At 70.1% G+C, this 18,317-nt stretch carries 21 protein-coding genes; 8 read left to right on the top strand and 13 right to left on the bottom strand.

Going from position 1 to position 18,317, the window contains the following annotated elements; translation table 11 throughout:
* Window positions 1–347 precede the first annotated feature (347 nt).
* The 10 genes from ACFQS9_RS10260 to mrf form a co-directional block, all read right to left on the bottom strand.
* Entirely contained in the window at window positions 348–1,025 is a 678-nt protein-coding gene (locus tag ACFQS9_RS10260) for an MspA family porin (RefSeq protein WP_378404142.1), read from the bottom strand.
* Window positions 1,026–1,087: 62 nt separating this feature from the next.
* Window positions 1,088–1,759 carry an MspA family porin gene (locus tag ACFQS9_RS10255; RefSeq protein WP_378404140.1) on the bottom strand — a complete coding sequence of 224 codons (672 nt, stop codon included), beginning with the start codon at window positions 1,757–1,759 and terminating at the stop codon, window positions 1,088–1,090.
* 621 nt (window positions 1,760–2,380) lie between these two features.
* The gene (locus tag ACFQS9_RS10250; RefSeq protein ID WP_378404138.1) at window positions 2,381–2,878 is read right to left on the bottom strand and encodes a MogA/MoaB family molybdenum cofactor biosynthesis protein; all 498 of its coding nucleotides are present in this window, start codon (window positions 2,876–2,878) and stop codon (window positions 2,381–2,383) included.
* A 110-nt stretch (window positions 2,879–2,988) separates the two neighbouring features.
* A complete protein-coding gene (locus ACFQS9_RS10245; RefSeq protein ID WP_378404136.1) occupies window positions 2,989–4,407 on the bottom strand; it encodes a S1C family serine protease in 1,419 nt (472 codons plus the stop codon).
* A 106-nt stretch (window positions 4,408–4,513) separates the two neighbouring features.
* On the bottom strand, window positions 4,514–5,998 hold the full coding sequence (locus ACFQS9_RS10240; protein WP_378404178.1) for a HAMP domain-containing sensor histidine kinase: 1,485 nt from the start codon (window positions 5,996–5,998) through the stop codon (window positions 4,514–4,516).
* Window positions 5,998–6,684: a response regulator transcription factor gene (locus ACFQS9_RS10235; RefSeq protein WP_378404133.1), complete on the bottom strand. Its 687-nt coding sequence runs from the start codon at window positions 6,682–6,684 to the stop codon at window positions 5,998–6,000. The genes ACFQS9_RS10240 and ACFQS9_RS10235 overlap by 1 nt, the downstream gene beginning before the upstream one ends.
* Window positions 6,685–6,756: 72 nt before the next feature.
* Window positions 6,757–7,368, bottom strand: coding sequence for a trimeric intracellular cation channel family protein (locus ACFQS9_RS10230; RefSeq protein WP_378404131.1), 612 nt, complete (start codon window positions 7,366–7,368; stop codon window positions 6,757–6,759).
* Window positions 7,369–7,462: 94 nt separating this feature from the next.
* Window positions 7,463–7,636 carry a 50S ribosomal protein L32 gene (gene rpmF / locus ACFQS9_RS10225; protein WP_378404129.1) on the bottom strand — a complete coding sequence of 58 codons (174 nt, stop codon included), beginning with the start codon at window positions 7,634–7,636 and terminating at the stop codon, window positions 7,463–7,465.
* A gap of 37 nt (window positions 7,637–7,673) precedes the next feature.
* Entirely contained in the window at window positions 7,674–7,925 is a 252-nt protein-coding gene (locus ACFQS9_RS10220; RefSeq protein WP_378404127.1) for a type B 50S ribosomal protein L31, read from the bottom strand.
* Window positions 7,922–9,235: a ribosome hibernation factor-recruiting GTPase MRF gene (mrf, locus tag ACFQS9_RS10215; RefSeq protein ID WP_378404125.1), complete on the bottom strand. Its 1,314-nt coding sequence runs from the start codon at window positions 9,233–9,235 to the stop codon at window positions 7,922–7,924. The genes ACFQS9_RS10220 and mrf overlap by 4 nt, the downstream gene beginning before the upstream one ends.
* An 84-nt stretch (window positions 9,236–9,319) precedes the next feature.
* On the opposite strand from mrf, the gene rpmB reads away from it, so the two are divergent.
* Genes rpmB through rpsR form a run of 4 tightly spaced genes read left to right on the top strand, consistent with a single transcriptional unit; the run spans window position 9,320 to window position 10,312 of the window.
* The gene (gene rpmB, locus ACFQS9_RS10210) at window positions 9,320–9,556 is read left to right on the top strand and encodes a 50S ribosomal protein L28 (protein ID WP_027500789.1); all 237 of its coding nucleotides are present in this window, start codon (window positions 9,320–9,322) and stop codon (window positions 9,554–9,556) included.
* A complete protein-coding gene (gene rpmG, locus ACFQS9_RS10205) occupies window positions 9,556–9,720 on the top strand; it encodes a 50S ribosomal protein L33 (RefSeq protein ID WP_378404122.1) in 165 nt (54 codons plus the stop codon). Before rpmB ends, rpmG begins: the two co-directional genes overlap by 1 nt.
* Window positions 9,721–9,722: 2 nt before the next feature.
* Complete coding sequence (gene rpsN, locus ACFQS9_RS10200) at window positions 9,723–10,028, top strand: 30S ribosomal protein S14 (RefSeq protein WP_378404120.1); 306 nt, start codon at window positions 9,723–9,725, stop codon at window positions 10,026–10,028.
* A 20-nt stretch (window positions 10,029–10,048) separates the two neighbouring features.
* Window positions 10,049–10,312: a 30S ribosomal protein S18 gene (rpsR, locus tag ACFQS9_RS10195; RefSeq protein WP_027500792.1), complete on the top strand. Its 264-nt coding sequence runs from the start codon at window positions 10,049–10,051 to the stop codon at window positions 10,310–10,312.
* A gap of 68 nt (window positions 10,313–10,380) precedes the next feature.
* On the opposite strand, the gene ACFQS9_RS10190 is transcribed toward rpsR, so the two are convergent.
* The gene (locus ACFQS9_RS10190) at window positions 10,381–11,172 is read right to left on the bottom strand and encodes an RsiV family protein (protein WP_378404118.1); all 792 of its coding nucleotides are present in this window, start codon (window positions 11,170–11,172) and stop codon (window positions 10,381–10,383) included.
* Window positions 11,173–11,295: 123 nt separating this feature from the next.
* Here ACFQS9_RS10190 and ACFQS9_RS10185 point away from each other — a divergent pair, with 123 nt between their 5' ends.
* Together ACFQS9_RS10185 and ACFQS9_RS10180 are read left to right on the top strand one after the other, a co-directional pair.
* Complete coding sequence (locus ACFQS9_RS10185) at window positions 11,296–12,222, top strand: AEC family transporter (RefSeq protein WP_378404116.1); 927 nt, start codon at window positions 11,296–11,298, stop codon at window positions 12,220–12,222.
* A 35-nt stretch (window positions 12,223–12,257) separates the two neighbouring features.
* Complete coding sequence (locus ACFQS9_RS10180) at window positions 12,258–12,728, top strand: hypothetical protein (protein WP_378404114.1); 471 nt, start codon at window positions 12,258–12,260, stop codon at window positions 12,726–12,728.
* On the opposite strand, the gene ACFQS9_RS10175 is transcribed toward ACFQS9_RS10180, so the two are convergent.
* Window positions 12,725–14,752 carry a hypothetical protein gene (locus ACFQS9_RS10175; protein ID WP_378404112.1) on the bottom strand — a complete coding sequence of 676 codons (2,028 nt, stop codon included), beginning with the start codon at window positions 14,750–14,752 and terminating at the stop codon, window positions 12,725–12,727. The two genes, ACFQS9_RS10180 and ACFQS9_RS10175, sit on opposite strands and share 4 nt — an antisense overlap.
* Window positions 14,749–16,134: a sigma 54-interacting transcriptional regulator gene (locus ACFQS9_RS10170; RefSeq protein WP_378404110.1), complete on the bottom strand. Its 1,386-nt coding sequence runs from the start codon at window positions 16,132–16,134 to the stop codon at window positions 14,749–14,751. Before ACFQS9_RS10170 ends, ACFQS9_RS10175 begins: the two co-directional genes overlap by 4 nt.
* 195 nt (window positions 16,135–16,329) lie before the next feature.
* Between ACFQS9_RS10170 and ACFQS9_RS10165 the strand changes: the two genes are divergently transcribed.
* Both ACFQS9_RS10165 and mctP read left to right on the top strand, forming a co-directional pair.
* A complete protein-coding gene (locus tag ACFQS9_RS10165) occupies window positions 16,330–16,620 on the top strand; it encodes a DUF3311 domain-containing protein (RefSeq protein ID WP_378404108.1) in 291 nt (96 codons plus the stop codon).
* On the top strand, window positions 16,617–18,296 hold the full coding sequence (mctP, locus tag ACFQS9_RS10160; RefSeq protein ID WP_378404106.1) for a monocarboxylate uptake permease MctP: 1,680 nt from the start codon (window positions 16,617–16,619) through the stop codon (window positions 18,294–18,296). The genes ACFQS9_RS10165 and mctP overlap by 4 nt, the downstream gene beginning before the upstream one ends.
* The last annotated feature ends 21 nt before the right edge of the window (window positions 18,297–18,317 follow it).

Below are 18,317 nucleotides of genomic sequence, written 5' to 3'. Positions count from 1 at the left end.
GCGGCAGCACCGACACCAGCCATACGGGCGCCGCGCTTACGGATCTCGCTCATTGAATCCCCTCACAGGTCTTGCGCTCACTCCTCGCCGAAGGAGGCGGTGAGCGCGGTTGCCCCGCAAAGCTAAATGGTTGAACAACGTACGAATAGACCCGAAACCTCACTTTTACACACCATTAACTGTGCCGGTGACCCAGGTAACAGCAAAAAGCCGGGAACGACGGAAATGTCCGTTTCGTCCCCGGCTTCTGCCGGTCGATCACACGCTCGTGATTCGTCCTCTGCCCGTTCGTGATTGGGCCTTGACCATGTTGTGATTCGCGTCACTCGACGCTGGGGGGTCGAGAATCAGCCGAGGCTGAAGGGCTGTCCCCACAGGGTGATGGTGCTGCTCACGTTCTTGGTGTTGGCGGTGACCTTCACGTACGAGCGAGCCTGCGCGTAGCCGGCGCAGCCCTCGACACCGATGGTCGAGTCGGCCCAGGTGACGCTGCCGCTCTTGCCCTTGAAGCTGTTGGCGCCGGTGTGCGACTCGCCGCCGAAGTCATCGGCCTTCTCCAGGTCGAGCAGCTTGACGTTCTTCGCCTGGCCCGGCGCGATGGACAGGTTGCCCGCGCTCTTGGCGGTCTGCTTGACGCCCTCGCCCTCCCAGTTGGAGGACATTCCGGTGTCGGCGCCACCCTTGCCGCCGAGGGTGAGCTGGCAGGCCACCACGTAGCCGGGCTCGATCTTGCCGCCGTCGGCGTTGGCGCCGGAGATCTCGACCTTGGTCGAGCCGGAGACCCACACGTTGCGGTGCAGCGGGGTCGAGCCCATCGACGGCGAGATGTTCGCCGACTCACCGGTCCGGGTGACCTTGACGACGGTGCCGTCGACGAGGGTCTCGGTGATCGAACCGTCGGGCAGCGGGACGAAGGTGTCGGCGTTCGCCGCACCGGCGGAGAAGAAACCGATGGCGATGGCGGCGGTGGCACCGACGGCGGCGGTCTGCAGCCCGCGGCGCAGGCCGTTCTTGCTGGCGTTCATTGTTCCCCTCTGAGGGTCTGGGTTCGCGAATGCGAGAAAGTGTGTGGGCGAAGAAGATCAGGTCAGCCGATGCTGAACGGCTGGCCGTACAGGGTGGTCTTCGAGTAGTTGTCGCCGACGATCTCGACCACCGTGTACGAGCGGGCCTGGGCGAAGCCGCCGCAGTTCTGGATCTCGAGCTGGGTGTCCTGGTACTGCACCGAGTACTTGCCGTTCTTCTTGATGTCCTTGCCCGCGACGTTCACGAACTTGACCTGGCCGGCCGAGACCGGAACGGTCAGCGAGCCGGAGATCGAGGGGCCCGAGAGGTCTAGGCCGGCACCGATGGAGCCGCCCAGACCGGTGATGTCGACCTGGCAGCCCACGATGTAACCGGTGCTGATCCGCGAGACCCCGTGCGTGGACGAGTTGTTGGTGCCCTTGTCGTTGGTGGCACCGTTGAACGGTCCCACCTCGCCTTCCTTGGTGATGCCCTTGACGTCGGCGGTGACGGTGCCCGACACCCACGCGGTGCGGCCGGCGCCATTGGCGGCCAGCGACGGGGAGATCAGGGCGCTCTCACCGGTGCGGGAGACGACCGCTCCCGGCCCGGCCTTCTGCCCGTCGGGCAGCGGCACGAAGGTGTCGGCATGCGCCGCACCGGTCGACATCAGGCCGATCGCCACCGCCGCAGCGGCACCGGCGCCGGCGATACGGGCGCCACGGCGCAGGCCGGACTTGCGGTTCTCGCTCATTCGTTCCCCTCATAAGGTTCTGCTACTTCTCAACCTCGACCGCCGAGGCTGATGAGTGGTCCATACGGCCCGGCGAAGTATTACCAACAATGGTGACCGCGAGGTGAACTCGAGGTGATCAATGCGGGCTGAGATTCGCCGGAGATATTTCCCCCGAACTCGGGGAAAATCTCCCGGCAGACGCGCATTTCTGAGCTCCGCCGACCCTGTTCCTGTACTGACTCGCGGAGGAGAGTAACCACGCCTGACCAGCATGACAATGTATGGAGCACTGGGGAATTGGGTGAGCCGCATCACTTCGTCAAGGTTGCGTTTCGCAATTCGCCGTGACACGCGACGGGGCGTCGATAATTTCCGCGGGGGCAGGTGTTCACCCGACGTTTCACCACCGTCAATGTCTCGGCTTCCCAGGCCGAATTTCACAATCGGACAAACGGGATCAGCCGTGGTGCGGGGGAACCTGTCGCAGCAGCCATTCGTCGGCCGACGAGGCCTCGCCGGCCGACCCGTCCGGACGCTCGTCCCGGGTGGTCTCGGGCAGGACATCGCCGAAAACGCGCGCCAGCCGGGCCCGATCGATCGGGTCCCGGCTGGGGGTGTTCTCGGCGCGGTCGGTGATGACTAGTCCTCTATCCCGGAGAGCTCCCCGATCACGTGACCGGCGAGCGGGGTGAGCGTGGCCATGCCGTCGCGGATGGCCGCGCGGGACGATGCCAGGTTCACCACCAGGGTACTGCCGGAGACCCCGACCAGGCCCCGGGACAACCCTGCGTCGAGCGCCCCGGCCGCCAGCCCGGACGAGCGAAGCGCCTCGCTGATCCCCGGGATCTCGCGGTCGAGCACCGCGGCGGTGGCGTCCGGGGTGACGTCGCGGGGCGAGACCCCCGTTCCGCCGACGGAGATGACCAGGTCCACTCCGCCGATCACGGCGGTGTTGAGGGCGTTGCGGATCTCCACCTCGTCCGCGGACACCGCGACGGTCGCATCGACGAAGAATCCCGCCTCTCCGAGCAGCTCCGTGACGAGGGGACCGACCGCGTCGACCTCGGCACCGTGGGCGGCGCGGTCGTCGACGATCACGACGAGGGCTCGGCCGGCAAGTGTGGCTTCGATGTCCATGACTCCTACGGTAGTGCCCGGCCCCACGCCCGAACCCGACCGCCCGTGAATCCGACGGATCGCGGCGGACGAACGGCCGCGCCGGTCGGCGCGGTCGTTCGTCGGGTACATCAGCGACCGCCCTGCGTCGGCGCGGTGCCGAGGGTGACCTCGACGGTCTTTTCGCCGAGCCCCTTGGCGTCGGTGTAGGTGATCTTCACCTTGTCCCCCGGCGCGTGCGAGCGGATCGCGGCGATCAGCGCGTCACCGCTGTCGATGACCCGATCGTCGACCCGGGTGATGACCGCGCCGCCGGGGATCCCGGCCTGCGCTGCGGGCCCACCCGGCGAAACGTCCTTGACGCCCGCCCCGTGCGAATCGTCATTGGAAGGCACCGTGACCCCGATGATCGCCTGCGAGGCCTTGCCGGTCTTGCTCAGCTCGTCGGCGATGCGCCGGGCCTGATCGACCGGGATCGCGAATCCGAGACCGATCGAGCCGCCCTGCTGGCCGCCCGCCTGCGCGCCGCCGAGCGTGGCGATCGCCGTGTTGATGCCGATCAGCCTGCCCTCCATGTCGACCAGCGCACCACCCGAGTTGCCGGGGTTGATCGCGGCGTCGGTCTGGATGGCGTCGATGACCGTGCTCTGGTTGGCCGCTTCACCGCTGGTGGACACCGGCCGGTTCAGCGAGGAGATGATGCCGCTCGTCACGGTCCCGGCCAGGCCGAGCGGCGACCCGATCGCCACGACGCCCTGACCGACCTGGAGATCGGCGGAGCTGCCCAGCTCGATCGGGGTCAGGTCGTTCTTGCCCTCGACCTTGATCACCGCGAGGTCCGACATCGGATCCGTGCCGACCAGCTTGGCGGCTGCGGTGGATCCGTCGGAGAACGCGACCATGATCTTGCCGTCCGGGCCCGCGCCGGCCGCGACGTGGTTGTTGGTCAGGATCAGCCCGTCCGAGGACAGGATGACGCCGGAACCCTCACCCTCGGCTCGGCTGCCCGCGACCTGGATCTGCACCACGCTCGGGAGCACCTTCTGCGCCACCGCCTGCACCGAGCCGGCGGGCGCGTTCGCGGCCTGCTTGGCGTTGGCCTTCGGAGCGTTCAGCGAGTTCGTCACGGGACCGGCGCCCTCGCCCGAGGCCCAGGCGCCGGCGATCCCACCGATGCCGCCGCTGACCAGGGCCAGGGCGATCGCGCCCGTGGCGAGAGCGACACGCGAGGACTTGGGCTTGGTGGCCGTGGGTGCGCCCGCACCGGCGACCGTGTCCGCGGCGGGGACGGCGCCGGGTGCGGGGGCGGGGCCACTCACGGTCGGGTACTGCTCGGCCGGCCGGTACGCGCCGTAGGGCGCCTGTGCGTACCCCTGCTGCTGGTACGACTGCTGGTACTGCGGGTACGCCGCTGTCGCGTCCGCCGCCTGCTCGTGGCCGGACTGCGGCATTCCGACGGTCGGGGCAGCCGACTGGTGAGTGGGCTGTGCCTGGGTCGGGTCCTGGCTCGGTTGCGGCTGGTTCGGCCGGTTGCTGTGGTCGTCAGTCATCGCTGGCTGGTATCCGTTCTCCCCTGCGCGCACTCGGCGCGCTGCATTCGATCTTGTTGCTCACGACTGTGCCCGAGCGGTCTGAGAGGGTGCTGAGATCAGGCTGTCAGTTTGCCGAGACCCTCCCGTCGGGCCGTCCTTCCGGCACGAACTCGGCCTCGCCGGGCAGCACGATCGTGATCAGGGCTCCGCCGCGCTCGGACCGGCCGGCCTCGACCGTCCCGCCGTGCTTGACCACGACCTGCCGGACGATGGCCAGGCCCAGCCCGGATCCCGGCATCGAGCGGGCGGCGGTGGACCGATGGAACCGCTCGAACACCAGCTGCCTGTCCTCCTCGGGGATGCCCGGGCCCGCGTCGGAGACGGTCAACGCGAGGTGGCCGCCGTCGAGCTGTTGCATCCGGACCCGCACCGCCTGCCCGGGCGGGCTCCACTTGGCCGCGTTGTCGAGCACGTTCAGCACCGCCCGCGCGAGGCCGGCGCCGTCGCCATAGACGAACCACGGGACCGTCTGGGCCTCGAAGTCCACCTCGTTGCGGCGCCGACGGACCCGTTCGAGGGAGCGTTCCACCGTCTCGCTGAGGTCGATCCTCTCGTGCACGGTCTCGGGGGCGTCCTCGCGCGCGAGGTCGACGAGATCTCCGACCAGGGTCGAGAGCTCCTCGATCTGCGCGATCACGTCGGACCGCAGTTCCGCCATGTCCTCGTCCGGAATGTGCGGCGCCCCAGGGCGGCCCGAGGCGATGAGCAGCTCCATGTTGGTGCGGAGCGAGGTCAGCGGGGTGCGGAGCTCGTGGCCCGCGTCCGCGACGAGCCGGCTCTGCCGGTCCCGCGACTCGGCGAGCGCCCGCAGCATCGTGTTGAAGGACACAGTCAGCCGGGCCAGCTCATCGTTTCCGGTGACGGGGATCGGGGTGAGATCGTCGGTTCTCGCGACCCGCTCGGTGGCCGCGGTGAGCCGCGCGATCGGCCGTAACCCGGTGCGCCCCACCGCCATGCCGGCCAGGGCGGCCAGTCCGACGCCACATCCGCCGACGATGAACAGGACCCAGGCGAGCCGGTCGAGCACCTCCCCGGTCGTCGCGAGACGCTGTGCGATCACCAGCGTGCTGCCGAGATTGGTCTTCTGGGTGAGCACGCGCTGGCCGTCGATGGTGCGCAGGGCGGAGTCGTGTTCGCCCCTGGCCACCGACATCTCGGCGTCGCCGATCGGCGCGTTCGATCCCGGGGGCATGTACACGTTCTGGTCCGGGAAGATCAGCGCGACGCTGATGTCGTTGGAGTAGAAGGTGGCCAGCGAGATGTACCGGAAGTCCATCGCGTCGAGGTTGTTGTCGATCAGGGTGGCCGAGCGGGTCCGCAGCTGCGAGTCGACCTCGGCGTAGAGCGCGCGCGAGACCACCGCATATGCGGCAATCGCCATGACCGCCACCGCGATTGCCACGACGGAGGCCGCGAGCAGGGTGACGCGCCAGCGCAGCGACACCGACCTGGTCAGCGGCATCGGCGGCCGCATCTCGGGCATCGGCGCCTGCTCCCCGGCTGCGCCGCCGCCCGCCGCCGCGCCGTTCCTACCGAAGCCGGCAACCATCACGGAGGCGTCTCCCGGAGCACGTAGCCGACACCGCGAACGGTATGGATCAGGCGGGATTCGCCCTCCGCCTCGGTCTTTCGCCGCAGATAGCCCACATACACCTCCAGTGCGTTGCCCGAGGTCGGGAAGTCGTAGCCCCAGACCTCCTCGAGGATGCGGCTGCGGGTGAGCACCCGGCGCGGATTGGCCATCAACATCTCGAGCAATGAGAACTCGGTGCGGGTGAGGCTGATCGAGCGGCCTGCCCTGGTGACCTCGCGGGTGACCGGGTCGAGGGTGAGGTCCTCGAACGTCATCGCCTCCGATTCGGCGCCCAGGTCGGGCGCGGCGCGGCGCAGCAGCGCGCGCAGGCGGGCGAGCAGTTCCTCGAGGGCGAACGGCTTGGGCAGGTAGTCATCGGCCCCGGCATCGAGACCCGCGACGCGCTCGGACACCGAGTCCCGCGCGGTCAGCACGAGGATCGGCAGGTCGTCGCCCGTGCTGCGCAGCCGGCGGCACACCTCCAGCCCGTCGAGCCGCGGCATCATCACGTCCAGCACCAACGCGTCGGGACGCGCCGCCGCGACCTTCTCGAGCGCATCGACACCGTCGACGGCGAGGTCGACGGTGTAGCTGTTGAAGGTGAGGGAGCGGCGGAGGGATTCCCGCACGGCACGGTCGTCGTCGACCACCAGAATGCGCATGGTCACAGTTTGACCCCATGAACTGAGATCTCGCTGAGAGGGGTCTGAGCGGCGGCGGTCAATCCCGACCTCTCAGCTCTCGGATATCCGGGGGCCAGGCAGGTTCCAGTGCCGCCACAGGGCGAGCAGCCGGATCGTCGAGGCCGACACCGTGCCCACCACCAGCCCGACGTTCGACGCGAGACCGAACCCCGAGCACGCCACCACGACTGTGGACCCGATGAGGGCCGGCACCGCGTACAGGTCGCGGTGTAGGAGCAGCGGCAGCTCGTTGACCAGCACGTCGCGCAGGACGCCGCCGCCGATCGCGGTGGTCGCGCCGATCAGGCAGGCTGCCTGGCCGCTGGCCCCTGCCGTGAGGGCGATGGCCGCCCCGCTGCTCGCGAACAGGCCCATCCCGACGGCGTCGAGGACCAGGATCTCGCGGCGCAACCGGGACACCGCGGAGTGCAGGAAGAAAACCACCAGCGAGGTGACCAGCGCGGTGGTGAAGTTGGGCCAGGTGTTCAGGGAGGTCGGCGGGTGGATGTCGAGGAGCACGTCGCGGATCACACCGCCGCCGATGGCGGTGAACACCCCGAGCAGGCAGACCCCGAAGATGTCGAGCCGCTTGCTGACCCCGACGAGCGCGCCGGAGGCGGCGAACGCCACGACGCCGACCAACTCCAGCACCTCGATCAGCACCGGTCCAGGGTGCCACGACGGCGGGCCGTCAGGATGCAACGGGCGGCGGGCCGTCAGCCGTCAGCCAGCCAGGGACCGGCCGACGGCCATCGGGTCAGCGCGCGCCGGGTTCGTACAGCCCGAGCCGCACCGCGCGGACCAGTCGCCGCGGCACCCGGTGGGTCAGCCCGCCGACGGTCACCTCGACCAGGTCCGGTGCGGTGGCCTTCCACTGGGCTCGGCGGCTGCGGGTGTTCGAGCGCGACATGCGTCGTTTCGGTACTGCCATTTCCTGTTCGCTCCTTCTCTTGTGTGGGGTGTGGTTGTCAGGCCCGGCGCTTGCCGTACCGGCGCTCGAACTTCTCCACGCGGCCCGCGGTGTCCATGAGCCGCGCCGCGCCAGTCCAGAACGGGTGCGACTCGTTCGTCACGTCGACCACCACCAGCGGATAGCGGTTGCCGTCCTCCCAGTCGATGCTGCGGTCGCTGACGATGGTCGACCTGGTCAGGAACTTCGTCCCGGTTCCCGCGTCCTGGAATACCACCGGGTGGTAGTCGGGGTGGATGCCGTTCTTCATGCGCGATCCTCTCTGTTGGTCTCGCCGGGTAGCGAGTCGATTGCCTGCTGTCCGGGCCCGCCCTCGGTGCCCGCGTCCTCGCAGGGGTCGTGGTGCCACTGCCCGAACGGGTCCGGCCAGCCCGCCCAGTCGGGCTCGCGCCCCAGCTCCTCGTCGGTGACCAGGGCCCACCGCAGGGCCCGGTCGATGCCCTCCGGATCCGCGGCGTGCACGAGCACCACCAGCGAGGTGTCGCGGTCGCCGAACCGCTCGTCCCAGCGCAGCGCGGCCAGGGCGCGGCGCGCGGTCGGCACCGTCTCCTGCTCCTGCGGGGTCATCGCCACGAGCCAGCGACCGGCGGACGCGACCCGCAGCCCGCCGCCGGCGGATTCGAGCCAGCACACGTGCTCGGGCTGGGTGGCCAGCCACAGCCGGCCGCGCGCGGTGACGACGCCGTCGAGCAGCACGTCGACGGCCTCGTGCAGGCGCTCCGGGTGGAAGGGACGATTCGCGGTGAACTCGATGATCGCGACACCACAGTCCTCGGTGAGCGGCGGCTGCCCGCGCAGCAGGGCCGAGTGCGCGTCGCCGATCTCACCTCGCCTGGCACCCGCGGGAATCCGCGCCAACAGCCGCTCGGCCTCGACCACGCCGCCCTCGGCCACCCAGTCGATCGGTGCCGACGGCGCGAGCCGGGCCAGTACGGCGTGCAGCTTCGCCTGCGCCCAGCCGTCCGCCGCGCGGCCGGAGACGACGAGGGCGTCCGCGTAGTCCACCTGCCCGACGACCAGCTGCGCGACGGTGCGCTCGTCGTCGCCGCCCGCGGTCAATCCCCGATCCTCCAGCCCGTCGTCGCCGGTCGCGTCGTCGAGCCAGGTGGCAGCGTCGACGCAGGTGACGACGGCCTCGACCCGCACGTCGCGCGAGGCCGGGCCGTCAATCTGCCCGACCACGCCCGCAACCGCGACGTGCTCGATCGCCCAGCACAGCGCCTCGGGTTCGAGCGCCAGGTCCAGGTGCAGCACGATCCGCCGGACCGAGCTGCGGGCGTGCAGGCGGCGCAGCAGCGGCAGCAGGTCCTCGCGGAGCGTGCAGGAGACGCAGCCGTGTGCGAGTTCGAGGATGTGGGTCCGGGCGATGCCGTCGGTCCCGGTGACCGTGCGGCGGAGCACACCCTCCCGCAGGTGCCCGAGGTCGTGGTGCACCAGCACGGTCCCGTCGCCCAGCAGGGCACGCGTGGTGGCGTCGACGGCGTCCGACCACCCCGACACCAGAACGAGCGGCGTCCGCCGATCACTCACCTCAACACCTCTTTCGATAACGATTGTCATTAGCCAGCAGCAACGCTACAGTGAACTCACGCTGTTGTCGAAAATGATTGTCATCTCTATGTGAGAGGGCTCAGGAGGAACACCATGTCGGCGCACTGCCAGGTGACCGGACGCAAACCGGGTTTCGGTAAGTCCGTGTCCCACTCCCACACGCGGACCAACCGCCGGTGGGACCCGAACATCCAGAAGAAGACCTACTACCTGGCGGGCGAGGGGCGCCGCATCACGCTGACCGTCTCCGCGAAGGGCATCAAGACCATCGACCGGGACGGCATCGAGGCCGTCGTGGCCCGGATCCGCGCCCGGGGAGGAAAGGTCTGATGGCACGCAACGAGATCCGTCCGATCGTGAAGCTCAAGTCCACCGCGGGCACCGGGCACACCTACGTGACCCGCAAGAACCGCCGCAACGACCCGGACCGGATGGTGCTCCGCAAGTACGACCCGGTGGTCCGCAAGCACGTCGATTTCAGGGAAGAGCGCTAGGCATGGCCAAGAAGTCCAAGATCGCCAAGGACCAGCAACGCAAGCTCGTAGTCGCCCGGTTCGCCGAGCGCCGGGCGGACCTGAAGGAGATCATCCGGCGAGCGTCGAGCACCGACGAGGAGCGCGCGATCGCCCGCGCCGCCCTGCAGCGTCTGCCGCGCGATGCGAGTCCGGTACGATTGCGAAATCGTGACGCTGCGGACGGACGTCCGCGAGGTCACCTACGGAAGTTCGGCCTGTCTCGTGTGCGTGTGCGCGAGATGGCTCATCGTGGGGAACTGCCAGGCGTCCGCAAGTCCAGCTGGTAATTCGAGCCGTAAGGGAAGCAATGGCAGTCAAGAGAGCCCCGTCCAAGAAGCCGCGCGGCGCCGACGCGGGCCGCAAGCCCAAGAAGAACCCGCTCTTCGCGGCGAAGATCACGCACGTCGACTACAAGGACGTGAACCTGCTCCGCACGTTCATCTCCGACCGCGGCAAGATCCGCAGCCGTCGCGTCACGGGCCTGACCCCGCAGCAGCAGCGTCAGGTGGCCGTCGCGGTGAAGAACGCCCGCGAGATGGCCCTGCTGCCGTTCACCAGCACCAGCCGGTAGTCAGCGCAGAAGTTCGAGGCCGCGCAGTCCGCAAGGACTGCGCGGCCTTCTGCGTTCCCGGGCGCCGGTCAGCTGCGGACCACCTCGAGCAGCTCCGGCGCGATGACATCGGCCAGCCGGTCCCACGGCACCGTGATCACCACGAGTCCGATCGCGTGCGGGCCCACCTGGTAGTCCGAGAAATGGATCTCCATGCCGGCGGGCGTCGGCAGCCAGTTCGCGAAGTTGAGCTCGGTCGGCTCGATCCCCTCGCGCTCGAATTCCGGTCCGGCCGCGGTGGCGGGCAGCAACCGCGCGGACTCCTCGGAGAGCCGGTTCAGCCCGGCCCGCAGGTCGGGGAACAGCGCCGACAGTGTGATCGGCTGGGCATCATCGGTGCCCACGACCACCGTGGCGACCAGCGGGGTGGGATGCGCCCCGGGCGGGTCGGCATTCCACGACGTCACCAGCAGACCGCTGACCACCCGTCCCCCGACCCGGGCGAACGCCTCCCTGCCCTCCAGGGTGAACCGCTGGTCGCCGGGGAAGTGGACCTGGTCCTGAAGCGCCGCCTCGACAGATTCGTTGAACTCGGCGGCGACAGCCGGATTCCCGCCCTCGATCCGCGGGACCGTGACGTCGTAGCGGGCGCGCCCGGTGTCGCCGGTCAGCCGCCCGGACGTCACGGTGTACGGCGCGGCAGGAAGCGGGCCCGGCTCCTGGACGGACGGCGTCACCTCCGACGTCGCGGCCGGGGGCGGCTGGGCGGCCGACGGCTCGGGCACCGCGGTGCCGCCGCCTTTGTCCGAGGAGCAGGCCGCCAGGCCGGCCAGGATCACGACCGCCACGGCTCCGCGACGCACGGCACGGGAAACTCGCATGGTTGCACTCCTCTCGACGGGTGGATCCATGATGCGCGCTCGGGCCGGTCCCGCGAGGCGCACCGGAGTCCTTTGCCTCGCTAGCGACTAGACTCTCCGGGGTTCTACGAGGAGGTCCGCGGGGTGTCAGGTGTGTTCGCGGGCTTCACGGTCATCTTCGTCGTCATCGCCATCGGCTACATCCTGGGCCGGACGCGCGTGCTCGGCGAGCACGGCGAGTTCGTGCTCGGCCGGTTGGTGTTCTTCGTCGCCACTCCCGCGCTGCTCTTCGACACCCTCGCCACCGCCGACCTGGCGACGGTCTTCTCCCCCACCCTGGCGGTGGCCGCGGCGACCGCCTTCGCGGTCGGCGGTGTGTACCTGGCGATCGCCCTCGGCTGGCTGCGCAGGCCCCTGCCCGAATCCACGATCGGGGCGCTGGCCGCCTCCTACGTGAACTCGGCGAACCTGGGCATCCCGATCTCGGTGTTCGTGCTCGGCGACGCGTCCTTCGTGGCGCCGCTGCTGTTGTTCCAGATCGTCGTCTACTCCCCGATCGCGCTGACCGCCCTCGACCTGGCGACCACCCGCAAGGACACCTCGATCCGGGACACCCTCGTCACGCCGTTCCTCAACCCCATCGTGGTCGCCGGGATCGCCGGGCTCGTGGTCGCCATCGCCGGCTGGACGCTGCCGGAGTCGCTGATCCAGCCGTTCCGGATCATCGGCGGCGCCTCGGTCCCGGGGGCGCTGCTGGCCTTCGGCTTGTCGCTGTACGGGGTCCGGGTGCTGCAGCGCGGCGTCAGCCCGCGCCGCGAGATCGCGCTCGCCTCGGTGCTCAAGATCCTGGTCCAGCCGGTGCTGGCGTACCTGATGGCCCGCTTCCTGCTCGGTCTCGACGGCCACGCCCTGTTCGCCGTCGTCGTGGTCTCGGCGCTGCCGACCGCACAGAACGTGTTCGTGTACGCGAGCCGCTACCAGCGCGGCACGGTGCTCGCCCGGGACACCGCCCTGGTCACCACCCTGGCCTCGATCCCCGCCATCGCGCTCGTCGCCTGGGCGCTGGCCTGACGCCCACCTGGCCGATGTGGGGCTACGGTGAGCCCATGCGCACCCTCGTCGCCGCGACGCTGTTGAGCCTTACCCTGGCCGGTTGTTCCGACGGCGACTCGCCGGACCCGGTCACCGTCGCGAGCACGCCCGCCGTCACCACGCAGGCGCCGATCGTCGCGGTGCCCAGCCCGGCGCCGCCGCCGGTGAACGACCCGGACGCCGACCCGGGCACGCTGTTCACTGCGGACCCGACCATCGTGGACGCGCACCCCACCCCGTTCGAGTCCTACACCGTGGTCGGCGAGGCGGGCGACCGTGTGGCCGTGCACTTCACCACCGGCACCCCCGAGTGTTTCGGCGCCGACGCCTCCGTCACCGAGTCCGCCTCCGCGGTCACCATCGCGCTGCGCACCGGCACCAGGGCGGAAGCCGTCGGCAAGGCCTGCATCATGATCGCGGTGCAGGGCACCCTCGAGGTGCAGCTCGCGGCACCCCTCGGCGACCGCCGGGTGATCAGCGGCTAGCGGGCCGAGCGGCGCCGCATGTAGTCGCTGACCACGGCCGCACCGAGCCCGTCCAGGTCCGGCGCCACGACCCGGCCACCGACCCGCTGCGCCATCCGGTCGACCACCCTGGCCAGTCCCGGATCGTTCCCCAGCCGGAAGATGGTCACCGTGGCACCGAGCCGTGCGAGGTTGTCGAGCTCACGGACGGTGAGCCCCAACGTCTTCGGATGCGGCGGATAGTCGAAGAAGGCGTGCCCGTCCGGTTCCAGGTGTGCCGTCGGTTCCCCGTCGGTGACGATGAGCACCACCGGTTGTGCGCTCGGGTTGCGGCGCAGGTGCCTGCCCGCGAGCAACAACGCGTGATGGAGGTTGGTGCCCTGGTCCCAGGCGCCGTCGAGCCCCGCCAGCTCGGCCGGGCTGAGCTGCTGTGCCACTCGGCCGAACGCGATGAGCTGGAGGTCGTCGCCGCGAAATCGTGTGGTGATCAAGTGGTTCAACGCCAGCGCCGTGCGCTTCATCGGCACCCACCTGCCGTCCATCACCATCGAGAACGACGTGTCGACGAGCAGGGCGACCGCGGCGTGCACGCGCTGCTCGGTCTCGACGACCTCGACGTCCGAGACCCGCAGCTGAATCCGATCCGAGCTCCGCAGATTCCCTTCGGTGTCGTGGTCGCTCCGCAGGCTCCGCTCCTGCGCCGCCCGGAGCACTGCGTTCGTCACGGTGCGGGTCACATCCCACGGCTCGGTGTCGCCGAACTCCCAACCCCTGCTGGCCCCCGTCGGCTCCCCCGTCGCGCCGGCCCGCTGGGTGTCACGCTCGCCGCTCCGACCCGAGAGTCGCTGCGCCACATCCCGGAACGCCGATTGCCCGAGCTGCCGCATGGCCTTCGGGGAGAGCCGCCACTGGCCGTCCGCCCCGCGCGCGAGGAAGCCCTGCCGCTGCAGCGCTCGCTCCAGGTCGGCCAGCGTGCGGGCGTCGGCCGCCGCCCCGTCACCGAGCTGCCTGGCCAGCGCCTCGGGGTCGATGTCGTCGAGCTGCGCCCCCGCGTACTGCTGCGAGAGCTGCTCGGCGAGCTGCTCCAGCTCGGCGATGTCCGCCAGGGCCCCCGTCCCCTCCCCGAGGCCCATACCATCGTCGCCACGGAACCGCTGGGTGCCGTCCCAGTCCTCGCCGGGACGCGCCGCCCGCAGGTTCGCATCCAGCCGGTCCAGCTGATCGATCAGGCTGGGACTACCGAACGCCTGCTGAGCCAACGCATCCAGCTCGGCGCGCTGATCCGGGGTGAGCGAGTTCCGCAGGCGCTGCGCCGCCGCGGCCCGCCGCGCCAGCGAATCGAGCAACTCCTCGGTGTTGCGCGGGTTCTCCGGGAAATAGTCGCCGTGCGCCGCCATGAACTCGTCGAAGTCGGATTGGGTTTCCTCCCCGCGGGAGTGCTTGTCCAGCAGGTCGTTCAGGTCGCGGAGCATCGCGTCGATGCGGTCGCGGTCCTCGTCGGTCGCACCGGCGAGGGCCTCCTTCATCCCGGCGAACCGCTGATCGAGCAGCTCCCGCCCGAGCAGCTCGCGGATCTTCTCGTAGTCCGCGCGGGCGGACGCATCGCGCCAGCGGTACTCCGACAGGTCCCGCACGGCCTGGGCCGTCGACGTGGGCAGCTCGTCGAGCTGCAGCTCGGAGAACCGGGCGTCGTCGTCCAACGCGCGCGCCAGCTCCTTGCGCTCGGCGAGCAGCGCCCGCTCCAGCAGCTCGCGGACCTCGTCGAGGGTGCCACCGAGGTGATTGCGCTCCAGCAGCTCCCGCCTGCGCCGATTCGCCCGCGCGGCGAGATCGTCGAGGCCTCGCGTGTCCGCGGTGCCGCGGCGCAAGAGCTCCCGCAGCGCCCGCCGGGGCGACGCGCCCTCGAGCACGTCGTTGCCGATCGCCTCCAGTGCCTCCCGCAGGTCCACCGGCGGGAGCAGCGGGTCCGGGCCGCCCTGGTACGGCCCGTACCGCGACCGGTGCGGATCGCGCCGGCCCCTCGATCCGGGACGCCCTGGAGTCATCCGGTGTACACCAGCTGTCCGTCGTCGTCGGGGAACTTCGCGATCCGCCTGGCCAGGTACAGCCCCTCCAACGCCAGCTCCACCGCGGACGCCCGGGCCCCGGTGCTCTCGGCGCCGAACCGCGCGGCCACCTCGTCGAGCACCTCGATCTCGGGCAGCTCGCCGAGCAGGTCCTTCGCGGTAACCCGGTCGCCGGTCACCACCGGCCCGCCCGCCTCCACCGCCGCCACCAGGGGTGCCAGGTCCACGCCGCCGAGCCGCTCGCGCACCGTGTCCGCCGTCGCGCGGCGAAGCAGGTGTTCGAGCACCTCCAGTTCGCGCCCCTCCTCGCCGGATTCGAACTCCACCTTGCCGCGCAGCACCTCGATCACCGTGCCCAGGTCGACCGGCCGCGCCACCGGGTCGGCCTCGCCGAGCACCGCGCCGCGATGCACGGCGGCCGCGCTGACGGTCTCGGCCCCGGCGACCGCGAACCGGGCGGACACCCCCGACCGCTGGTCCACCGAGGCGGACTCGCGCAGCAGCCGGGTGAAGCGGGCCAGGATCTCCAGCAGGTGGTCGGGCACCTCGGCGCGCAGGTGCGCCTCCTGCTCGATGACCGCGATCTCGTCCTCCAGCACGGCCGGGTAGTGGGTGCGGATCTCGGCGCCGAAACGGTCCTTGAGCGGGGTGATGATGCGGCCGCGGTTCGTGTAGTCCTCGGGGTTCGCGCTGGCCACCAGGACCACGTCGAGCGGCAGCCGGAGCGTGTACCCGCGCACCTGGATGTCGCGTTCCTCCATCACGTTCAGCAGCGAGACCTGGATTCGTTCGGCCAGGTCGGGGAGTTCGTTGATGCCGACGATGCCGCGGTGCGCGCGCGGGACCAGTCCGAAGTGGATGGTCTCCGGATCGCCGAGGCTGCGGCCCTCGGCGACCTTGACCGGATCCACATCGCCGACCAGGTCCGCCACCGAGGTGTCCGGGGTCGCGAGCTTCTCCGAGTAGCGCTCGTCGCGGTGCCGCCAGGTGACCGGGAGCTCGTCGCCGAGGGCGGCGGCCCGTCGGATCGAGGCGGGCGTGATCGGCTCGTACGGGTGCTCGCCCAGCTCCGAGCCCTCGATCACCGGGGTCCACTCGTCGAGCAGCAGCGGCAGGGTCCGCAGCAGCCGGGTCTTGCCCTGGCCGCGCTCGCCGAGCAGCACGATGTCGTGACCCGCGATCAGGGCCCGTTCGAGCTGCGGGAGCACCGTCTCGCCGAAGCCGACGATCCCCGGCCACGGGTCGCGGCCGTCGCGCAGGGCCGCGAGCAGGTTCTCTCGCATCTCGTCCCGGACCGGTCGCTGCACGTGTCCGGACGCGCGCAGCTCGCCGACCGTGCGCGGATAACCATCGGGTGCCATGGCAGTCACCACTTCACGCTACGAGCGTTCGGCGATTTCGGCACGCGTGTGGCCGAATCTGCACCCGCGACCGCATTCCCCGCGTGGCCGATTCGAGACCTCGGATCGCCGACACCGCGGCGCACCGACGGGTAGTTTTCCGCGGGTGCGGGTTGCACTCGGCAGTCCGCCGCGTCGAGATGCGGAGAACCCGTCATGACTGCGGAGCCGGATCACAACACCACCCCACCTGCGAACAAACCCCTCCTGGCCCTCGCCGCGCTCCTGCTGCTGCTGCCGATCGTCGCCATCCTGTGGGTCTCGACCTACGCTCGGACGGGCCCCGAACTGGGGGGCGTGCCCTTCTTCTTCTGGTACCAGTTCCTCTGGGTGTTCCTCTGCGCCGGCGCCACCTGGTCGGCCTACAAGATCGTGCTCAAGGCCCGCCCGCACCGGCCCATGACCGGCGGGGCGCCCGACGGCCCCGATGACGGGTCCGACCGGTGAACGCCGCGACGACGCTCGCCGCGAGCGACACCCACACCGGTGTCAACGGGGTGGCCCTGGCCGTCCTGATCGCCCTGTTCACCCTCGTCACGGTGATGGGTTTCCTGGCGTCCCGCTGGCGCCGGGCGTCGAACCTGCAAACCCTCGACGAGTGGGGGCTCGGTGGCCGCAGCTTCGGCACCTGGGTGACGTGGTTCCTGATCGGCGGCGACATCTACACCGCCTACACCTTCATCGCGGTGCCCGCCGCGATGTTCGCGCTCGGCTCGGTCAGCGGCTTCTTCGCGATCCCGTACGCGATCGTCGTCTACCCGATCATCTTCGTCTTCATGTCGCGGCTGTGGTCGGTGAGCCACCGGCACGGATACGTCACCACCGCGGACTTCGTCGGCGGCCGGTACGGCTCCCGGTGGCTCTCGCTCGCGATGGCACTGACCGGCATCCTCGCGACCATGCCGTACATCGCGCTGCAACTGGTGGGCATCCAGGCGGTGCTCGAGGTCATCGGCATCGGCGGCGCCGACAACGTGATCGCCAGGGACCTGCCGCTGCTCATCGCGTTCGCGGTGCTGGCGGCCTACACCTACTCGTCGGGCCTGCGGGCGCCCGCGATCATCGCCTTCGTCAAGGACACGCTGATCTACCTGGTCATCATCGTCGCGGTGATCTACCTGCCGTCCCGCTACGGCGGCTGGGGCCACATCTTCGACGCGGCCGAGGCGAAGATGACCACCCCGAATCCCGCCACCGGCAAGCCGACCGGGACGTTCATCCCGAACAGCCAGCAGTACTGGGCCTACGCCACCCTCGCGCTCGGCTCCGCGCTGGCGCTGTTCATGTACCCGCACTCGATCACCGCCACCCTGTCGTCGAAGTCCCGCAACACCATTCGGCGCAACGCCGCGATCCTGCCCGCGTACACGTTCCTGCTCGGCCTGCTCGCCCTGCTCGGCTGGGTGGCGATCGCCGCGGGCACCAAGCCGATCGGCCTGGACGGCAAACCCAACGCTCAGCTGGTGGTCCCGCAGCTGTTCGAGGACGCCTTCCCACCCTGGTTCGCCGGGGTCGCGTTCTCGGCGATCGCGATCGGCGCGCTGGTGCCCGCCGCCATCATGTCCATCGCGGCGGCAAACCTGTTCACCCGCAACGTGTACCGCGAATGGTTCAAACCCCAGGCGACGCCGGCGCAGGAGGCGAAGGTCAGCAAGCTGACCTCGCTGTTCGTCAAGTTCGTCGCGCTGATCTTCGTGCTGACCCTCGACAAGCAGAACGCGATCAACTTCCAGCTGCTCGGCGGCATCTGGATCCTGCAGACGTTCCCCGCCATCGTGTTCGGGCTCTACACCCGCTGGTTCCATCGGTGGGCGCTGCTCGCGGGCTGGGCCGTGGGCATGGTGTACGGCACGATCTCCGCGTACAACGTCTCGTCCGCGACGGTCCCGCATTTCGCCGGCTCGCTCGCCTCGATCCCGGGCATCGCGCAGATGGGATACATCGCGTTGACGGCGTTCGTCATCAACATCGTCGTCGCCGCGGTGCTCACGCTGGTGATGCGGGCGGTCAAGGCACCCGACGGGGTGGACGCGACCATCAAGGGCGACTACTTCGCGGACACGGGCGACCCCCGGGTCGCGCCGCTGCCACCGACCCCGGCGGAGGCCACCCCCAGCCCGTGACGGACACGACCCGGAAACCGG

Source organism: Rhodococcus daqingensis (assembly GCF_042665615.1).
Classification (GTDB): domain Bacteria; phylum Actinomycetota; class Actinomycetes; order Mycobacteriales; family Mycobacteriaceae; genus Rhodococcus_G; species Rhodococcus_G daqingensis.
Note: the sequence above shows the minus strand (reverse complement) of the source record. Positions and strands in the feature narration are given on the sequence as shown.

Excerpts from the sequence above, each read along its gene's own strand:
- rpsN (WP_378404120.1), top strand. The coding sequence starts at position 9,723 with ATGGCCAAGAAGTCCAAGATCGCCAAGGACCAGCAACGCAAGCTCGTA.
- ACFQS9_RS10235 (WP_378404133.1), bottom strand. The coding sequence starts at position 6,684 with ATGCGCATTCTGGTGGTCGACGACGACCGTGCCGTGCGGGAATCCCTC.
- rpmB (WP_027500789.1), top strand. The coding sequence starts at position 9,320 with ATGTCGGCGCACTGCCAGGTGACCGGACGCAAACCGGGTTTCGGTAAG.
- ACFQS9_RS10245 (WP_378404136.1), bottom strand. The coding sequence starts at position 4,407 with ATGACTGACGACCACAGCAACCGGCCGAACCAGCCGCAACCGAGCCAG.
- ACFQS9_RS10220 (WP_378404127.1), bottom strand. The coding sequence starts at position 7,925 with ATGAAGAACGGCATCCACCCCGACTACCACCCGGTGGTATTCCAGGAC.
- ACFQS9_RS10175 (WP_378404112.1), bottom strand. The coding sequence starts at position 14,752 with ATGACTCCAGGGCGTCCCGGATCGAGGGGCCGGCGCGATCCGCACCGG.
- rpmF (WP_378404129.1), bottom strand. The coding sequence starts at position 7,636 with ATGGCAGTACCGAAACGACGCATGTCGCGCTCGAACACCCGCAGCCGC.
- rpsR (WP_027500792.1), top strand. The coding sequence starts at position 10,049 with ATGGCAGTCAAGAGAGCCCCGTCCAAGAAGCCGCGCGGCGCCGACGCG.
- ACFQS9_RS10255 (WP_378404140.1), bottom strand. The coding sequence starts at position 1,759 with ATGAGCGAGAACCGCAAGTCCGGCCTGCGCCGTGGCGCCCGTATCGCC.
- ACFQS9_RS10240 (WP_378404178.1), bottom strand. The coding sequence starts at position 5,998 with ATGGTTGCCGGCTTCGGTAGGAACGGCGCGGCGGCGGGCGGCGGCGCA.
- ACFQS9_RS10170 (WP_378404110.1), bottom strand. The coding sequence starts at position 16,134 with ATGGCACCCGATGGTTATCCGCGCACGGTCGGCGAGCTGCGCGCGTCC.
- rpmG (WP_378404122.1), top strand. The coding sequence starts at position 9,556 with ATGGCACGCAACGAGATCCGTCCGATCGTGAAGCTCAAGTCCACCGCG.
- ACFQS9_RS10250 (WP_378404138.1), bottom strand. The coding sequence starts at position 2,878 with ATGGACATCGAAGCCACACTTGCCGGCCGAGCCCTCGTCGTGATCGTC.
- mrf (WP_378404125.1), bottom strand. The coding sequence starts at position 9,235 with ATGACAATCGTTATCGAAAGAGGTGTTGAGGTGAGTGATCGGCGGACG.
- ACFQS9_RS10180 (WP_378404114.1), top strand. The coding sequence starts at position 12,258 with ATGCGCACCCTCGTCGCCGCGACGCTGTTGAGCCTTACCCTGGCCGGT.
- ACFQS9_RS10165 (WP_378404108.1), top strand. The coding sequence starts at position 16,330 with ATGACTGCGGAGCCGGATCACAACACCACCCCACCTGCGAACAAACCC.
- ACFQS9_RS10190 (WP_378404118.1), bottom strand. The coding sequence starts at position 11,172 with ATGCGAGTTTCCCGTGCCGTGCGTCGCGGAGCCGTGGCGGTCGTGATC.
- ACFQS9_RS10260 (WP_378404142.1), bottom strand. The coding sequence starts at position 1,025 with ATGAACGCCAGCAAGAACGGCCTGCGCCGCGGGCTGCAGACCGCCGCC.